Source organism: Methylobacterium sp. Leaf106 (genome assembly GCF_001422895.1).
GTDB classification, from domain to species: Bacteria; Pseudomonadota; Alphaproteobacteria; order Rhizobiales; family Beijerinckiaceae; genus Methylobacterium; species Methylobacterium bullatum.
The window spans coordinates 241,361-255,688 of sequence record NZ_LMNB01000031.1 but is presented as its reverse complement, the minus strand read 5'-3'; the positions used below and the strand labels follow the sequence as shown (position 1 = coordinate 255,688).

15 protein-coding genes are annotated in these 14,328 nt (G+C 67.9%); 6 read left to right on the top strand and 9 right to left on the bottom strand.

Annotated features, from left to right (window positions below; translation table 11 throughout):
- Nucleotides 1-102: 102 nt before the first annotated feature.
- Entirely contained in the window at nt 103-1,140 is a 1,038-nt protein-coding gene (locus ASF34_RS16725) for a heparan-alpha-glucosaminide N-acetyltransferase (protein WP_056162662.1), read from the top strand.
- Nucleotides 1,141-1,244: 104 nt separating this feature from the next.
- On the opposite strand, the gene efp is transcribed toward ASF34_RS16725, so the two are convergent.
- The gene (efp, locus tag ASF34_RS16720) at nt 1,245-1,811 is read right to left on the bottom strand and encodes an elongation factor P (RefSeq protein WP_018044413.1); all 567 of its coding nucleotides are present in this window, start codon (nt 1,809-1,811) and stop codon (nt 1,245-1,247) included.
- 160 nt (nt 1,812-1,971) lie between these two features.
- Between efp and epmA the strand changes: the two genes are divergently transcribed.
- Genes epmA through ASF34_RS16705 form a run of 3 tightly spaced genes read left to right on the top strand, consistent with a single transcriptional unit; the run spans nt 1,972 to nt 4,986 of the window.
- Complete coding sequence (gene epmA / locus ASF34_RS16715; RefSeq protein ID WP_056162551.1) at nt 1,972-3,042, top strand: EF-P lysine aminoacylase EpmA; 1,071 nt, start codon at nt 1,972-1,974, stop codon at nt 3,040-3,042.
- Between the two features lie 20 nt (nt 3,043-3,062).
- Complete coding sequence (locus tag ASF34_RS16710; RefSeq protein ID WP_056162658.1) at nt 3,063-4,124, top strand: lysine-2,3-aminomutase-like protein; 1,062 nt, start codon at nt 3,063-3,065, stop codon at nt 4,122-4,124.
- Between the two features lie 49 nt (nt 4,125-4,173).
- The gene (locus tag ASF34_RS16705; protein WP_018044416.1) at nt 4,174-4,986 is read left to right on the top strand and encodes a YdcF family protein; all 813 of its coding nucleotides are present in this window, start codon (nt 4,174-4,176) and stop codon (nt 4,984-4,986) included.
- Between the two features lie 20 nt (nt 4,987-5,006).
- On the opposite strand, the gene ASF34_RS16700 is transcribed toward ASF34_RS16705, so the two are convergent.
- The 3 genes from ASF34_RS16700 to ASF34_RS16690 form a co-directional block, all read right to left on the bottom strand.
- Nucleotides 5,007-5,303, bottom strand: a complete 297-nt coding sequence (locus ASF34_RS16700; RefSeq protein WP_018044417.1) for a DUF3253 domain-containing protein — start codon at nt 5,301-5,303, stop codon at nt 5,007-5,009.
- On the bottom strand, nt 5,300-6,037 hold the full coding sequence (locus tag ASF34_RS16695) for a DUF599 domain-containing protein (protein ID WP_018044418.1): 738 nt from the start codon (nt 6,035-6,037) through the stop codon (nt 5,300-5,302). The genes ASF34_RS16700 and ASF34_RS16695 overlap by 4 nt, the downstream gene beginning before the upstream one ends.
- A gap of 158 nt (nt 6,038-6,195) precedes the next feature.
- Nucleotides 6,196-6,453 (bottom strand): acylphosphatase, encoded by a 258-nt coding sequence (locus tag ASF34_RS16690; RefSeq protein ID WP_082494208.1) that lies wholly within the window; start codon nt 6,451-6,453, stop codon nt 6,196-6,198.
- 319 nt (nt 6,454-6,772) lie between these two features.
- Here ASF34_RS16690 and ASF34_RS16685 point away from each other — a divergent pair, with 319 nt between their 5' ends.
- The gene (locus ASF34_RS16685) at nt 6,773-7,864 is read left to right on the top strand and encodes a DUF4272 domain-containing protein (protein WP_056162548.1); all 1,092 of its coding nucleotides are present in this window, start codon (nt 6,773-6,775) and stop codon (nt 7,862-7,864) included.
- Between the two features lie 87 nt (nt 7,865-7,951).
- On the opposite strand, the gene ASF34_RS16680 is transcribed toward ASF34_RS16685, so the two are convergent.
- The 4 genes from ASF34_RS16680 to ASF34_RS16665 all read right to left on the bottom strand — a co-directional run bounded on the left by ASF34_RS16680 (nt 7,952) and on the right by ASF34_RS16665 (nt 12,102).
- Nucleotides 7,952-8,383, bottom strand: a complete 432-nt coding sequence (locus tag ASF34_RS16680) for a gamma-glutamylcyclotransferase (RefSeq protein WP_056162546.1) — start codon at nt 8,381-8,383, stop codon at nt 7,952-7,954.
- A 124-nt stretch (nt 8,384-8,507) separates the two neighbouring features.
- Nucleotides 8,508-10,511 carry an acetyl-CoA carboxylase biotin carboxylase subunit gene (locus ASF34_RS16675; protein ID WP_056162543.1) on the bottom strand — a complete coding sequence of 668 codons (2,004 nt, stop codon included), beginning with the start codon at nt 10,509-10,511 and terminating at the stop codon, nt 8,508-8,510.
- A gap of 250 nt (nt 10,512-10,761) precedes the next feature.
- Nucleotides 10,762-11,214, bottom strand: a complete 453-nt coding sequence (locus tag ASF34_RS16670; RefSeq protein ID WP_018044423.1) for a hypothetical protein — start codon at nt 11,212-11,214, stop codon at nt 10,762-10,764.
- Nucleotides 11,215-11,418: 204 nt separating this feature from the next.
- Complete coding sequence (locus ASF34_RS16665; protein WP_056146459.1) at nt 11,419-12,102, bottom strand: L,D-transpeptidase; 684 nt, start codon at nt 12,100-12,102, stop codon at nt 11,419-11,421.
- A 184-nt stretch (nt 12,103-12,286) separates the two neighbouring features.
- Here ASF34_RS16665 and ASF34_RS16660 point away from each other — a divergent pair, with 184 nt between their 5' ends.
- Entirely contained in the window at nt 12,287-13,222 is a 936-nt protein-coding gene (locus tag ASF34_RS16660; protein WP_018044425.1) for a histone deacetylase family protein, read from the top strand.
- A 7-nt stretch (nt 13,223-13,229) separates the two neighbouring features.
- On the opposite strand, the gene ribB is transcribed toward ASF34_RS16660, so the two are convergent.
- Nucleotides 13,230-14,306: a 3,4-dihydroxy-2-butanone-4-phosphate synthase gene (gene ribB / locus ASF34_RS16655; protein ID WP_018044426.1), complete on the bottom strand. Its 1,077-nt coding sequence runs from the start codon at nt 14,304-14,306 to the stop codon at nt 13,230-13,232.
- Between the last annotated feature and the right edge of the window lie 22 nt (nt 14,307-14,328).

Genomic DNA, 14,328 nt, shown 5'->3' with positions numbered 1-14,328 from the left:
GCCAACGCGGATGATCCAGACCTTCCTTTCCGTGGCGAAGCCTTCGCCCCGCCCGCGCTCATGCGCCCGGCCCGAACGGCAGCCCCATCCGAGGTCGGGCGCATGAGCGCTTCGACGGCGAGCCCCGTCACGGGTGCCGAAGCGCCACAATCCACCACCCGGTTCCGCGAGGCCCGGCGGTTCGATCTCATCGACGTCGCGCGCGGCATCGCTCTCCTGGCGATGGCCGCCTACCACACCACCTGGGATCTCGGAGATCTAGCGCTCACGCCGGAGAACTACGCCCTGGCGCCGCTGGGCAAGGTCGCGGCCCATCTCATCGCCGGCACGTTCCTCGTGCTCGTCGGCATCGGCCTCGTCCTGATGAACCGGGACGGTCTCCGGCCCCGCGCGTTCCTCCTGCGGCTCGCGCGGATCGGCATCGCCGCCCTCCTCATCACGGCGGCGACATTCTACGCCTTTCCCGACAGCTACATCTTCTTCGGAATCCTGCACTGCATCGCCGTATCGAGCGTGCTCGCCGTGCCGTTTCTGCGGGTCTCGCCCGTGGCGGCACTGGTGGTCGGCATCGTCGTGCTGGCAACGCCCGCCGTCATGGCGAACCCGGATTATCACCTCGCCGTCTTCGACGATCCGATCCTGAGTTTCCTCGGCCTCGGCATGCTGCCGCCCCGCACCAACGATTACGTGCCCCTGTTTCCCTGGTTCGGGCTGGTTCTCTTGGGGCTCGCGCTGGCCCGGCTCGGGCTGCCGGCCTTCCTGCGCAGTGGCCTGTCGCAATGGCGGCCGGGATCGCTCCCCTCGCGGGGGCTGGCCCTGGCCGGGCGCCACAGCCTCGCGGTGTATCTCGTGCACCAGCCGCTTCTACTCGCCCTGCTGACGGGCGTCGTGACCGTGACCGGTCCGCATCCGAAGGCCGGTCTCGTTGCATTCCGTCAGGATTACCGCACGCAGTGTGAGGCGACCGGGGGCAATGCGCAGACATGCCGAGTGGCCGCCCGCTGCGTCGCCGATGCCCTCCAGCGCGAGAATCTGTGGGCGATCAAGGGGCGGAGTTTCAACGCGGAGGAGCGGGCGAAGGCCCAGGCTCTGTCCCAATCCTGCTACGAAACGGCCGATGGTCCAGCGGTATCGCCGTGAGGCCGTCTTGAACGAAAGGCACCCGCCTCACGAGGGAGGCGGGTGCCCAAGCCTTCGATGAACATGAGCCTCGAGGATCCACGGTGATCGGAGATCCTTGATCCTCAATCCTTGGCGCGTTCCACGTAGGAACCGTCTTCCGTCAGGATCACCACGCGGGTGCCCACCGCCACATGCGGCGGTACGGCGGTGCGCACGCCGTTGGACAGGATCGCCGGCTTGTAGGAGGAGGAGGCCGTCTGGCCCTTCATCGCCGGCTCGGTTTCGGTGATCTCAAGGGTGACGCGCTGGGGCAGTTCGACGGTGAGCGGCACGTCGTTATGCGAGGCCAGCATCACCTTCATGCCCTCCTGAAGGTAAGGCGCGGCGCTGCCGACGACGTCCTTGGGCACCGCCACCTGATCGTAGTTCTCAGGGTTCATGAAGTGGTAGCCCTCACTGTCCTCGTACAGGAAGGTGTGCTCGCGGTCCTCGACGAAGGCGCGTTCCACCGATTCGGTGGTGCGGTAGCGCTCGGACACCTTCACCCCGTCGGTGATGCGGCGCATGTCGAGCTGCGTCACGGGAGTGCCCTTGCCGGGGTGGATGTTCTCCACCGTCAGGATGACGTAGAGCTTGCCGTCCTTGTCGACGACGTTGCCCTTGCGGAGCGTAGAGGCGATCACCTTCACGGGGTCAGATCCTGTTCGAGACAATATATGCGATGCCCCGGCGCGGATTCGGCCCGCGGGAGCGACATCTGTGCCTCGCCACTAACCTATCCGGCGGCCTGTTGCCAGCAGCACGGCGCCGGCATGCGCATTTGGCGTGGCGGCTACGGGACGTGCGGGCGTGACCGGTTCTCCCTCGCCCTGGTGGGCACCGCCCCGCCATGCCGACCGCCGCCCGGCCCTCCTCGCGCGAAACCGCATCGTCGCGGCCCTGCGCGGGCATTTCGCGGCCCGCGACTTCGTCGAGGTCGAAGCCGCCGCCCTCCAGGTCTCGCCGGGCAACGAGGCCCATCTCTCGGCCTTCGCCACCTCGGCCATCGGCCATGATGGCGCCGCCTCCCCGCTCTATCTCCACACGTCACCGGAATTCGCCTGCAAGAAGCTGCTGGCGGCGGGTGAGACGCGGCTGTTCAGTCTGGCGCGGGTGTTCCGCAACCGAGAGCGCGGTCCCCTGCACCATCCGGAATTCACCATGCTCGAATGGTACCGGGCCGGCGAGGACTACGAGGTGTTGATGCGCGACTGCGCCGACATCCTGGCACTGGCGGCCGACGAGGCGAAGGTCCGCTCCTTCCGCTTTCGCGGCCGGGAATCCGATCCTTTCGCGGCCTTCGAGCGCCTCACCCTCGCCGAGGCGTTCGAGCGCCATGCCAGCATCGACCTCCTGGCGACGATCGAGCCCGGCGGCACGGACCGGGACGCTCTTGCCGCCGCCGTGGCCGCCTGCGGCCTGCGGGTGGCGGCCGACGATTCCTGGGCCGACCTGTTCAGCCGCGTCCTCGTCGCCCTGATCGAGCCGAGGCTCGGCGACGGGCGGCCGACCCTGCTCTACGAATATCCCGTGAGCGAGGCGGCCTTGGCCCGTCCCAGCGCCCGCGATCCCCGGGTGGCGGAGCGGTTCGAGCTCTACGCCTGCGGCGTCGAGCTCGCCAACGCCTTCGGCGAGCTCACCGACCCGCACGAGCAGCGGCGCCGGTTCGAGATCGAGATGGCGGAGAAGGCGCGGATCTACGGTGAGACCTACCCGATCGACGAGGATTTCCTCTCGGCTCTCGCCATCATGCCGGAAGCGAGCGGCATCGCGCTGGGCCTCGACAGGCTGGTCATGCTCGCGGTCGGCGCGCCGCGCATCGACGACGTGATCTGGACGCCCGTGGCGGAGACGCCGGCGGCGATGGATGGCAACGCGTGAACAGGCCGCTTCCTCGCTCCCTGCCCCGCTCCCTCCGCGACCCCGCGCAGCTCGTCGAAGCCGGGCTCGTGGCGGCCTCCGATCTTCCCGCGCTCGAAGCCGTGGCGGCGCGATACGCGGTCTCGGTGACGCCGGACATGGCCGAACTCATCGACCCCACCGATCCCGCCGACCCCATCGCCCGACAGTTCCTGCCGCGCGCGGAGGAACTGGCGACACGTCCGGAGGAGGATTCGGACCCGATCGGCGATGCCGCGCATTCGCCGCTTCCTGGCCTCGTCCACCGCTATCCCGACCGGGTGCTGCTGAAGCCGCTCCATGTCTGCCCGGTCTATTGCCGCTTTTGCTTCCGCCGCGAGATGGTGGGGCCGGACGGGCTCGGCACCCTGAGCGAGGACGAACTCGCCGCCGCTTTCGCCTATATCGCCGACCGGCCCGACATCTGGGAGGTGATCCTCACCGGCGGCGACCCCTTCGCGCTCTCGGGCCGCCGGCTCGGGCAGATCGCCGAGGCCCTCGCCGCCATCCCGCACGTCAAGGTCCTGCGGATCCATACCCGCGTGCCGGTGGTCGAGCCCGCCCGCGTGGACGACGATCTCGTCGCTGCCCTGAAGCGCTTCGGCGGCGCGGTCTACGTCGCGCTCCACGCCAACCATCCGCGCGAATTCACGCCGGCCGCGACAGGCGCCATCGCCCGTCTCGTCGATGCCGGCATCCCGATGGTGAGCCAGACGGTGCTGCTCGCCGGGGTCAACGACGACCCGGAGACCCTCGCGAGCCTGATGCGGAGATTCGTCGAGAACCGGGTGAAGCCCTACTACCTCCATCACGGCGATCTCGCGCCAGGTACCGGCCACCTGCGCACCGGATTGGCGGCGGGGCGCGATCTCATGGGGCGCCTGCGCGGGCGCCTGTCCGGCCTCGCCCAGCCGCTCTACGTCCTCGATATTCCCGGCGGCCACGGCAAGGTGCCGGTGGGGCCGTCCTATCTCGGGGCCGACGAATCCGGCTGGCGGGTCACCGACCCGCAGGGGCAGGAGCATCCCTACCCGCCGGATGCGGACGGACCGGATCGGGACTGACCCACACACGCGGAATCGTCCGGCAGATACGAGGCTTCAGGGTCCAGACATGTTCTTTCCGCTCTCGAAACTGATCTATTTCGTGATCACGCCGTCGAACTTCTTCATCCTGATCGGGCTTCTCGGCTGCGTCCTGATGTTCGGCGGCTGGACGCCGCGCCTCGGGCGCGGGCTGGCCCTCCTCGGCTTCGCCGGGCTCTTCCTCGGCGGTCTCCTGCCTCTCTCCGCCTGGATCGCCCTGCCCCTCGAAAACCGGTTCCCACGCTTCGCGGAGGACGGTGCACCGATCACGGGCGTGATCGTGCTGGGTGGCGCGGTGGAGACCCAGACGACGCTGGCGCGCGGCCAGCTCTCGGTGAACGATGCTGGCGAGCGCCAGATCGCCTTCGCGGATCTCGCCCGCCTCTACCCGCAGGCGCGGCTCCTCTTCTCCGGGGGGAGCGGATTGCTCGGCAACGACGGGACGTCCGAGGCCGCGATCGTCAGCCGCTTCGCCGATACGCTCGGGCTGCCGCGCACGCGCCTGATCCTGGAAGACCGCTCGCGCAACACCCACGAGAACGCGCGCTTCTCGGCCGATCTGGTCAAGCCGGTGACGGGTGAACGCTGGCTGCTCGTCACCTCCGCCTGGCACATGCCGCGCGCCATCGGCTGCTTCCGCCAGGCCGGTTTCGACGTGACGGCCTATCCGGTCGATTACCGCACGGTGGGATGGAGCGACGCGTGGAAGCCGAAGAGCTTCGCCTCCGACGGGCTGCTGGTCCTCGACCTCGTGGTCAAGGAATGGATCGGGCTGATCGTCTACCGGCTCGCCGGCTACACCGACGCGCTGCTGCCGGCGCCGCAGGCGAAGTCCGACTGACCCCTTCGCGGCGGCGCGGCTCAGGCTTCCCCGGTGTCCGGGGCGGGCATTCCGAGGCGGTAGATCCCGCGAAAGTCGTCCGGGTCGGCCACGGGCTTGCCCTTGCGCAGGATGGCGATGCGGCCTTCCTTGGTGAGGCGCACGGCCATGCGGCGAACCGGCTGCATCAGCGGGCTCCAGGCGTCCGGATGCGGCCCGCCGAGATGACGCGCGACTTCCGAGGGGCAGACGGTCTTGCCTTCGCCTCGCTCGGCGACGAGGCGGAGGATCGATTCGCCGATCTCCTCCTCGCTCACGGATTTGCGCTCTGTGCTCATGACTCGGTGTCCTGCAGGGTGGCCTCGTCGTCCTCGTTGAGGAGGATGGCGCGGATGTCGGAGGTGAATTGCCGGCGCCACATGACACAGATAACGGCCGTGGTGGCGATCATCAGGAACCAGGCATTCACGAACCAGCCGAGATAGGCCAGCGCGAAGAGGAACGCGCGCTGCCCCTTCGCGAAATGGCTGCCGGCGGCGATGTTCATGGCGGCGGCCCGGCGGGCGGCGCGGTCCATGTCGGCTTTCGGGGCGCCTGTGCCCTTGGGAGGCACCGCCCCGATGAGGATCGCGCCGTAATTGAACAGGCGGTAGGCCCAGGCGAATTTGAAGAACGCGTAGACGAAGACCATGGCGAGGCCCGCCACTTTGATCTCCCAGGTGACGCGGGTGGCGATGGCGCCGAAGGGCAGCGCGCCGAACAGGGTGAGCACGTCGTCGCCGGAGCGGGACAGGGTCAGCACGCCGCCGAGCGCGATGAGGGAGGTCGAGGCGAAGAAGGCCGTCCCGTTCTGGAGGGAGGCGTTGATCGTGGTGTCGACCACGCGGTTGTCGCGGACGGTGAGCTGGCGCGACCATTCCTCCCGCTGGCGGTTCATGATCTGGCTCAGACTCGTGCGCCGCCCGCGCATCCGCGCCACCGCTATGCCGTAGCCGGCCCAGGCGGTGACGAAGTAGAGGAGGCCGGCAATGTCGAGCGGCGAGAAATCCGCGAGGGTGAACGGGTGCTGCATGGGCTCTGATCGCTTCCCGGCTTGTGGCCGACCGGAACCCGGTCTCACCTGTCCGCCTGCGGCGCGGACCATAGGGCATCGGCCCGATCCGTGGGAAACGAATCTCTGACGGTGACGGATCGGAGTAACCCGCTGTCATGGACGACGGCGGAGGGAGATCAGTCTCGCAGGATGCGAAATCCCGCATCGGGCGGATCGGCCGCGTCGATCGCCTCGACCGAGGACACGGCGGCACCGGCGGGCCCCAGCCGGCAGGCATCGAGCATGGCGGCGACCGCCTCGGACGCTCCGCTGAACCTGGCTTCCACACCGCCATCCGCGCGGTTGCGGACATGCCCGTTCAGGCCGCGACGTTCCGCTTCGCGCGAGGTCCAGTACCGGTAGCCGACGCCCTGCACCCGGCCGCGGATCACCACGTCGACGGTTCTGATCGTATCCAGGGAAACGCTCCTCTCAGGTCCGCGCGCTCGAACCGGGGCGATCTCGTGGCTGGAAACTCGGCTCGACTCAACAAGCAAATGGTGTTGCGATGACTTTCGTCCGAACATGATGGGTGCGGGACATCAGGCAAGCACGTCCTGCCGGGTCCGCCATCGACGGCATCGCGGTGGGCGCTTGAGTCGAAGATGGACGCGAGATATCCGGCCGCCGTCATGGGGCGATCGCGGCGACGCGAAGGTCCCGGCCCCCTTCGGCGCGGTCGGGACACGCGCGAAGTGTCGATAAGGAGCGACGATGGACATTCTCAGGCGACTGTTCGGGCGAAGCCGGGAGCGGTCCGAGGCAGCCCCGGTCGAGACGCTCATCGTCAATGCCTATGCCACCGTCCGCGACCTGCCGCCGCTCGATTTTCCGCATGAATTGTTCGGACGGCGCGATCTGTCCGATCCCGAACTCGCGCCGCATCTCGAAGGGTTCATCGGCTACGTGATGGGACGCGGAGACGGCCAGATGACGGCCTCTCGCTACCATCTCTGGCGTCATCTGCAACGCGTTCGAAACCACGTGAGTTTCGAGGTGGTGACCGTTGATCTCGACGACGTGGAAGCCTGGGCGAACGCCGCCAATGCGGTCCTGTTCCTCCCGGACGGGTCCGTGCGAGCGCCCGACATGAAGGTCGTCATCTCGGCCGAGGGTGAATCCGACCCGGCTGCCGTCCTGCCCTATCCGCCCGACGCCGTCGCGCGCCGCGCGCGGACCCTCGACCGCCTGCAAGAGATGGAGCCGAAACCACCGGCCGCCATGCCGCCCGCCATCGGGGAGGCCGAACTCGTCCTGCGACGCCCGGGAGACGTGCTCCGGCGTGCCCTCGCGCTGCTGTATGTCGCCGCCCACGGCCAGGCGCACGCGACCGGCGGCGAGCCGATCGCGGCGGGGCAGCCGGCCTGCAATCCGGTGGGCCTCGATGCCCTGACGCCTCGCGAGACGGGTCAGGTCCGAGCCGTCGCGGCTGAGGACGCCTTCGCCATGACGTGGCGCTACGAGGCGGCCAACACCCTGTTCTGGGCTTTGGGCATCGATGCCGCGCGGATCGCCGAAAGCGATCGGCTGATCGATGTCGACGCCCTCTGGCGGTCCGTCGCGGCTCTCGCCAGAGACGGAAGCGCTTCGGGGGAATTGCGTCTTCGCCCGTCCGGAGAGATTCTCGACGCCCTCGACCGAGTGTGGCGGGAGCATTGGATCGTGCGGCAGGCCCGTCAGAAGGACCTCCGCCTCAAGAGCCTCAATGGCGACGTCGTCGCGGAACGCCACGTCGCCATGAACTGGCTCACCGGGTTCCAGAATGGGCACGAGACCGCGTGGGACGACATCGACACCCCGACGTAGTGGTAGGCGCCGGCGCGCGGGTGCGGGGCGATCTCCTTCGCGACGGCCGGATCGTCTGCCCCCGCAGAGGCTTGGTATGGATTCTCCTCAGCCGCGCGGCGCCCGCAGCCAGCGGCGCATCTCCGCGATATAGGCGGGCGGGAGCGAGGCGGCTTCGGCGGCGGCCAGGACGGGCTGAAGATAATCGGGTCTCGGAGCGCCCGGAACGGCACTGCATCCGAGATAGATCAGAGCGCGTTTCACCCCGGTCGAGGTCGTCACCGGCTGATAGGCTTTGGTATAGAGCCGCCCGGCGACACCCTCGTAGCGGTCGAGGGCCGGCACATCGGCCAGCGCCAGATCCCAGAGGACGCCCCAGACGGTGGATGCGGGGGCCCGCACCACCGAGGCGTAGCCCTCCCGCATGATGATGAAGCGGTGCCGGTTCAGTCGTGCCGTGCCGAGGGAGGTCGCGCCGGGGCAGCGCGCCGCCATGGCGGCGGCATCCATGTTGGCGCCGTAGGAAAAATAGAGGGGCATGGGCTGGGTGACCGGGTGGGTGTTGTCGAGCGCCCCGCCTCCGGTCCCCTGTCCCGGAACGGTGAAGCGCACAGACCGGCTGGGTGAGACGATGCCCACTCCGCCGGTCCGGAGGAAGTCGCCTTCAGGCGAATTCGATGATGACCGCGTCGACCGCCAGGCTGTCGCCTTCCTTCGCGGCGATCTTGGAGATCGTGCCGTCACGCTCGGCGCGCAGGACGTTCTCCATCTTCATCGCCTCGACGATGGCGAGGGGTTCGCCGTTCTTCACTTCCTGGCCTTCCTTGACCAGGATGGCCTTCACCAGACCGGGCATCGGGCAGAGCACCTGCTTGCCGGAGCCGGCATTCTCCTTGACCGGCATCAGGGCGGCGAGCTCCGCCTCGCGCCGGGTGAAGACCCGAGCCTCGGCCGCCGCTCCGCCGTGCTGGAGCGCCACGCCGTTGAGGAGGCCGCGGACCTGGATGGCCACGCGGGTGCCGTCGATCTCACCCGACCAGACCGGCTCGCCCGGACGCCAGTCGCTCTCCACCGTCCAGGTCTTGCCGTCCTCGGCCGTGACGACGATCTGGTCGCCGAGATCGTCCACCGTCACCGGGTAGGATTGACCGGCGAGGATCACGACGCGGTCGCGCTCGAAATGGAGCAGGGCCGGATCGCGCATCTGGCCCGAGATGCCGCGCTTGCGGGTGTTGAGCTTGTGGTCGATCGCGGCGGCGGCGGCGGCCATGCGCTGGGCGATCTCGCCCGTCGGCTCGGGCGCCGAGAAGCCCTCCGGAAATTCCTCGGCGATGAAACCGGTGGAGATGTTGCCCGAGCGCCAGCGCGGATGCGCCATCAGGGCCGACAGGAACGGAATGTTGTGGCGGATGCCGTCGATGGCGAAGGAATCCAGCGCCTCGCCCTGCGATTCGATCGCCTCGGCGCGTGTCGGCGCCCAGGTCACCAGCTTGGCGATCATCGGATCGTAGTGGATCGCGATCTCGCCGCCCTCCTCCACGCCGGTATCGTTGCGCACGATGGCCGAGCCGAACGACCCCTCTTCCGGCGGCCGGTAGGTGGTCAGGCGGCCGATGGAGGGCAGGAAGTTGCGGGTCGGGTCCTCGGCATAGACGCGGCTCTCCACGGCCCAGCCGTTGAGCTTCACCTGATCCTGCGTCAGCGGCAGCGCCTCGCCATAGGCCGAGCGGATCATCATCTCCACGAGATCGAGGCCGGTGATCATCTCGGTGACCGGATGCTCGACCTGGAGACGGGTGTTCATCTCGAGGAAGTAGAACGACTTGTCCTGGCCGGCGACGAACTCGACGGTACCGGCTGAATCGTAGGAGACGGCCTTGGCCAAAGCCACGGCCTGCTCGCCCATCTTCTTCCGGGTCGCCTCGTCGAGGAGCGGCGACGGCGCCTCCTCGATGACTTTCTGGTTGCGGCGCTGGATCGAGCATTCGCGCTCGCCGAGATAGATGACGTTGCCGTGCTTGTCGCCGATCACCTGGATCTCGATGTGGCGCGGGTCGGTGATGAACTTCTCCACGAACACGCGGTCGTCGCCGAACGAGGACGCGGCCTCGGACTTGGCGCGGGCGAAGCCCTCCGCGACCTCGTCGGAGGAATAGGCGATGCGCATGCCCTTGCCGCCACCGCCGGCGGAGGCCTTGATCATCACCGGATAGCCGATCTCGTCGGCGATGGTGACGGCGTGTTCAGGACTCTCGATGACGCCGAGGAAGCCCGGCACGGTGGAGACGTTGGCGGCCGACGCGGCCTTTTTCGACTCGATCTTGTCGCCCATGGCGGCGATGGCGCCGGGATTGGGGCCGATGAAGACGATGCCGGCCTCGGCCAGCGCGCGCGGGAACGCCTCGCGCTCGGACAGGAAGCCATAGCCGGGGTGGACCGCCTGGGCGCCGGTCTGCTTGCAGGCCTCGATGATCTTGTCGATGATCAGGTAGGACTGTGCGGCCGGAGCGGGGCCGATATGGACGGCCTCGTCGGCCATCGCCACATGCACGGCGTCCCTGTCGGCATCGGAATAGACGGCGACCGTCTTGATGCCCATCCTGCGCGCGGTCTTGATGATGCGGCACGCAATCTCGCCGCGGTTCGCAATCAGGATTTTCTCGAACATCGGTCCAGGCACTCTGGTGAAGCAGGAAAGGTCACGAGCGCCGTCGCGCTCAAGCTCGCTCCCGTTAAAGCAGTTGTGCGGCTTCGCAAAGCTGGGCCAATGAAGGATTGTTCATGCGCTGCGCCGGGGTGCATGTGTATTCAAAATCACGGGGGATGGCGACCACACGGCCGCGCAGCGGTTGCGCCGGTTTTCCTTGGCCCGAGAGAGCGCGTCGTCGGCCCGCAGACAAGTTCTGACAGCCCGATCCTCAGGCGGCTTCGAGCAGTTCTGCGACGGGGGCCGAGGCGGAATCCTCCGCATGGACGCGACGGTGTGCGCTGCCGATGGCGAAGGCCACGAGGATCTCGTGGCTGGTCTCGGCTTCACGCACGATCTCGAAGGCGATGCGGGCAGCGAGCGGGGTCGGGCCGGCATCGCTGCGCAGGGAGCCGACGAGCCAGCGGGCGATCTCGATATCGACGTAGCCGGTCGGGCGCTCGCCCCAGACGGCGAAATTCACCACTGCGGCGCTGACCAGGTCGGCATAGGAGGCATCGCTCTGCGGCACGGCCCGGTCGAGGGCGATGAGCATGTCGGCCTCGTCTGCATGCGAGATGCCGTCCGGGAGGATGTCGCGGCCGAGGATCACGACGTCCGCGGCGCTGATGCGGCCGGCGGCGACGACACGGTTACAGAAAAGCTGAAGCGAATGGTTGATCATTGGTTGGTGCCTCCCCGGATTTATTTGCGCCGGTCTGTGTTTCTGCATGTCGATGACTATGCAGGAGGCACCCATTCAAGAAGTTAACGGCCAAATCTGAATCAACGTTCAGGTTAAAGCCTGCTCACGAATGAGCCTTTCCGAATCGTATCATTGGACCCAGGCTCCGCCGCCTCGGCGACGGAGCCTGGGTCCAGTTTCGCCTCAGCGGACCACCACCTTGGCGCCGATCGGAACGCGCTCGTAGAGATCGACCACGTCCGCGTTGAGCATGCGGATGCAGCCCGACGACACCGCCTGGCCGATCTTCTCCGGCTCGTTGGTGCCGTGGATGCGGAACAGCGTGTCCTTCTTGCCCTCGGCGAGATAGAGCGCGCGGGCTCCGATCGGGCTGGTGGGACCGCCCTCGAGGCGCTTGGGCAGTTCCGGGCGGCGGGCGATCATCTCGGGCGGCGGGTTCCAATCCGGCCACTCGCCCTTGCGGTCGACATTGGCGGTGCCGGCCCAGGCCATGCCCGCATGGCCCACGGCCACGGGATAGCGCATCGCCTTACCGTCCGGCAGAACGTAATAGAGGCGGCGCTCCTTCGTCACGACGATGACGGTGCCGGGGGGCTCGTTCGTCTTGTAGTCGACGGTGGTGCGGGCGATCTTGGGATCGACATTGCCTTGCGGTGCCTGTTTCAGCCATTCCTTGTCGCGGGCCTCACCGGTGAGGGCGGCGGGCTGGGCCAGGGCCGTATGCGCGGTGGGCGGGCTGAGCGGGGTGGTCGCCGTCTGCGTGTTGCAGGCGCCGAGAGCGAGGGCGGACAGGATCGTCGCGGCGCCGAGCGAGCGGCGCAGGACGCCGTAATGGGAGAGGATGGGCGACCGGGTCGTGGGCGACATGTGAGAGTGAGCCTGTCTCGAAGCCAAAGGGCTTCGAAGAATGTGGTTGATGGATTATGTCGCCATCTAACTCGCAGACTGATCGGCGCGTAATCTCGCTACCCTGAACCGTGGCGCATTTGCATCGTATGTTGTGCGAAAAGCACAGTCGGGTCGGGTGGAACGACCGGGATCGTTCGGAGGGATGAGCGTGACGACCCTGTACGTAAGCCACCCCGCCGCGCTGGATCACCAGATGCCCGAGGGGCACCCGGAACGATCGGACCGGATCCGCGCCGTGGAGGCCGCTCTGGAGAAGGAGCGGTTCTCCGGTCTGCTGCGCGAATCGGCGCCCCGCGCCGAAACGGAAACCGTCGCCCTGGCCCATCCCGTTCCCTATGTGGAGGCGATCATCGCGGCCTCCCCGCGATCCGGCTATATCCAGATCGATTCGGATACGCTGATGTCCCCCGGCACCCTCGACGCGGCCCTGCGCGGCGTCGGCGGCGCCGTCCATGCCGTGGACGCGGTGATGAGCGGGGCCTGTTCGAACGCCTTCGTCGCCATGCGGCCGCCGGGCCACCATGCCGAGCGTATGCAGGCGATGGGCTTCTGCCTGTTCAACTCCGCCGCCATCGCCGTTCGCCACGCCAGGGAACGCCACGGAGCCAGCCGCGTGGCGCTGGTGGATTGGGACGTCCACCACGGCAACGGCTCGCAGGATATCTTCTGGGACGATGCGGCAGTGATGTACGCCTCGACCCACGAGATGCCGCTGTTTCCCGGCACGGGCGCGGTGGGCGAGCGTGGCACCCACGACACCATCGTCAACGTGCCGTTACGGGCCGGCGACGACAGCGCAATCTTCCGCGAGAAGTTCGAGAAGGGGGTTCTCTCCCGCCTCTCCGCCTTCGCCCCCGACCTGATCGTGATTTCTGCTGGCTTCGACGCCCACCGCCTCGATCCGCTGGCCAGCGTCGAACTCGACGAGGCGGATTTCGGCTGGGCCACCCGGAAGCTCATGGAGATCGCCGACAAGCATGCCGGCGGCCGGATCGTTTCAGTGCTGGAGGGCGGCTACAGCCTGGACGGTCTCGCCCGTTCGGTCACCGCCCATATGGATGCGCTGATGGGACGGTGAGGAGGACTCACCCGTCCAGCGGCACCTCGCCCAGCAGTTCGATGCCGAAGCCCGACAGGCCGACATAGGAGCGGGACGAGGTCGAGAGGTTGCGGATCGAGACGATGCCGAGGTCGCGCAGGATCTGGGCGCCGAGTCCGACCTCGCGCCATTGCCGCACACGCTGGGCCTCCGCCCCCTCCTCCGCATAGGACGAGAGCGGCACGCCGGCGGTGCCGTCGCGCAGGTAGACGAGGACGCCGCGTCCTTCCTTGGCGAAACGGCGCAGGACGCAGTCGATCGACTTGCCCCCGCCGATCACGTCGGCCACCACGTTGGAGCGATGCAGGCGGACGAGCACGTCGCGTCCGTCGCCGATATCGCCCTGGACGAAGGCGAATTGCTGAACCGTCTCGAACGGGGTCGTGTAGGCGAAGCCCGTGAGCTCGCCGAATTCCGACTTCACCGGGAAGGTCCCGACCCGCTCCACCAGCTTCTCGCGCGCCTGGCGGTAGGCGATGAGGTCGGCCACCGAGACGCGCTTGAGGCCGTGCAGTTCCGAAAAGGCCGTGATCTGCGGCCCCTTCATCACCGTGCCGTCATCGTTGGCCAGTTCGCAGATCACGCCCACGGGCGGCAGCCCGGCGAGCTTGCACAGGTCGACGGCTGCTTCCGTGTGGCCGGAGCGCATGAGGACGCCGCCATCCTTGGCGATGAGAGGGAAGACGTGGCCGGGACGGACGAAATCGGATTCGCCCATATTGCCGTTGGCCAGCGCCCGCACGGTGTTGCAGCGCTGCTCAGCCGAGATGCCGGTGGTCAGCCCGTGCTTCACATCCACCGTGACGGTGAAGGCGGTGCCCAGCGGCGCATCGTTGGAGGCCACCATCGGGTCGAGGCGCAGGCGCCGCGCCTCGGCGCGGGTCAGGGGCGCGCAGACGATGCCGCAGGTGTTGCGGACGATGAAGGCCATCTTCTCCGGCGTGCAGAGGGAGGCCGCGACGACAAGGTCGCCCTCGTTCTCGCGATCGTCGTCATCGGTGACGACGACGATCTCGCCGCGGGCATAGGCCTCGATGGCCTGCGTGACGTGGGTATGGGGCACGGGATATCTCTTGAAATTCGCT

Excerpts from the sequence above, each read along its gene's own strand:
- ASF34_RS16725 (WP_056162662.1), top strand. The coding sequence starts at position 103 with ATGAGCGCTTCGACGGCGAGCCCCGTCACGGGTGCCGAAGCGCCACAA.
- ASF34_RS16705 (WP_018044416.1), top strand. The coding sequence starts at position 4,174 with ATGTTCTTTCCGCTCTCGAAACTGATCTATTTCGTGATCACGCCGTCG.
- ASF34_RS16700 (WP_018044417.1), bottom strand. The coding sequence starts at position 5,303 with ATGAGCACAGAGCGCAAATCCGTGAGCGAGGAGGAGATCGGCGAATCG.
- ASF34_RS16695 (WP_018044418.1), bottom strand. The coding sequence starts at position 6,037 with ATGCAGCACCCGTTCACCCTCGCGGATTTCTCGCCGCTCGACATTGCC.
- ASF34_RS16685 (WP_056162548.1), top strand. The coding sequence starts at position 6,773 with ATGGACATTCTCAGGCGACTGTTCGGGCGAAGCCGGGAGCGGTCCGAG.
- ASF34_RS16680 (WP_056162546.1), bottom strand. The coding sequence starts at position 8,383 with ATGCCCCTCTATTTTTCCTACGGCGCCAACATGGATGCCGCCGCCATG.
- ASF34_RS16675 (WP_056162543.1), bottom strand. The coding sequence starts at position 10,511 with ATGTTCGAGAAAATCCTGATTGCGAACCGCGGCGAGATTGCGTGCCGC.
- ASF34_RS16670 (WP_018044423.1), bottom strand. The coding sequence starts at position 11,214 with ATGATCAACCATTCGCTTCAGCTTTTCTGTAACCGTGTCGTCGCCGCC.
- ASF34_RS16665 (WP_056146459.1), bottom strand. The coding sequence starts at position 12,102 with ATGTCGCCCACGACCCGGTCGCCCATCCTCTCCCATTACGGCGTCCTG.
- ASF34_RS16660 (WP_018044425.1), top strand. The coding sequence starts at position 12,287 with ATGAGCGTGACGACCCTGTACGTAAGCCACCCCGCCGCGCTGGATCAC.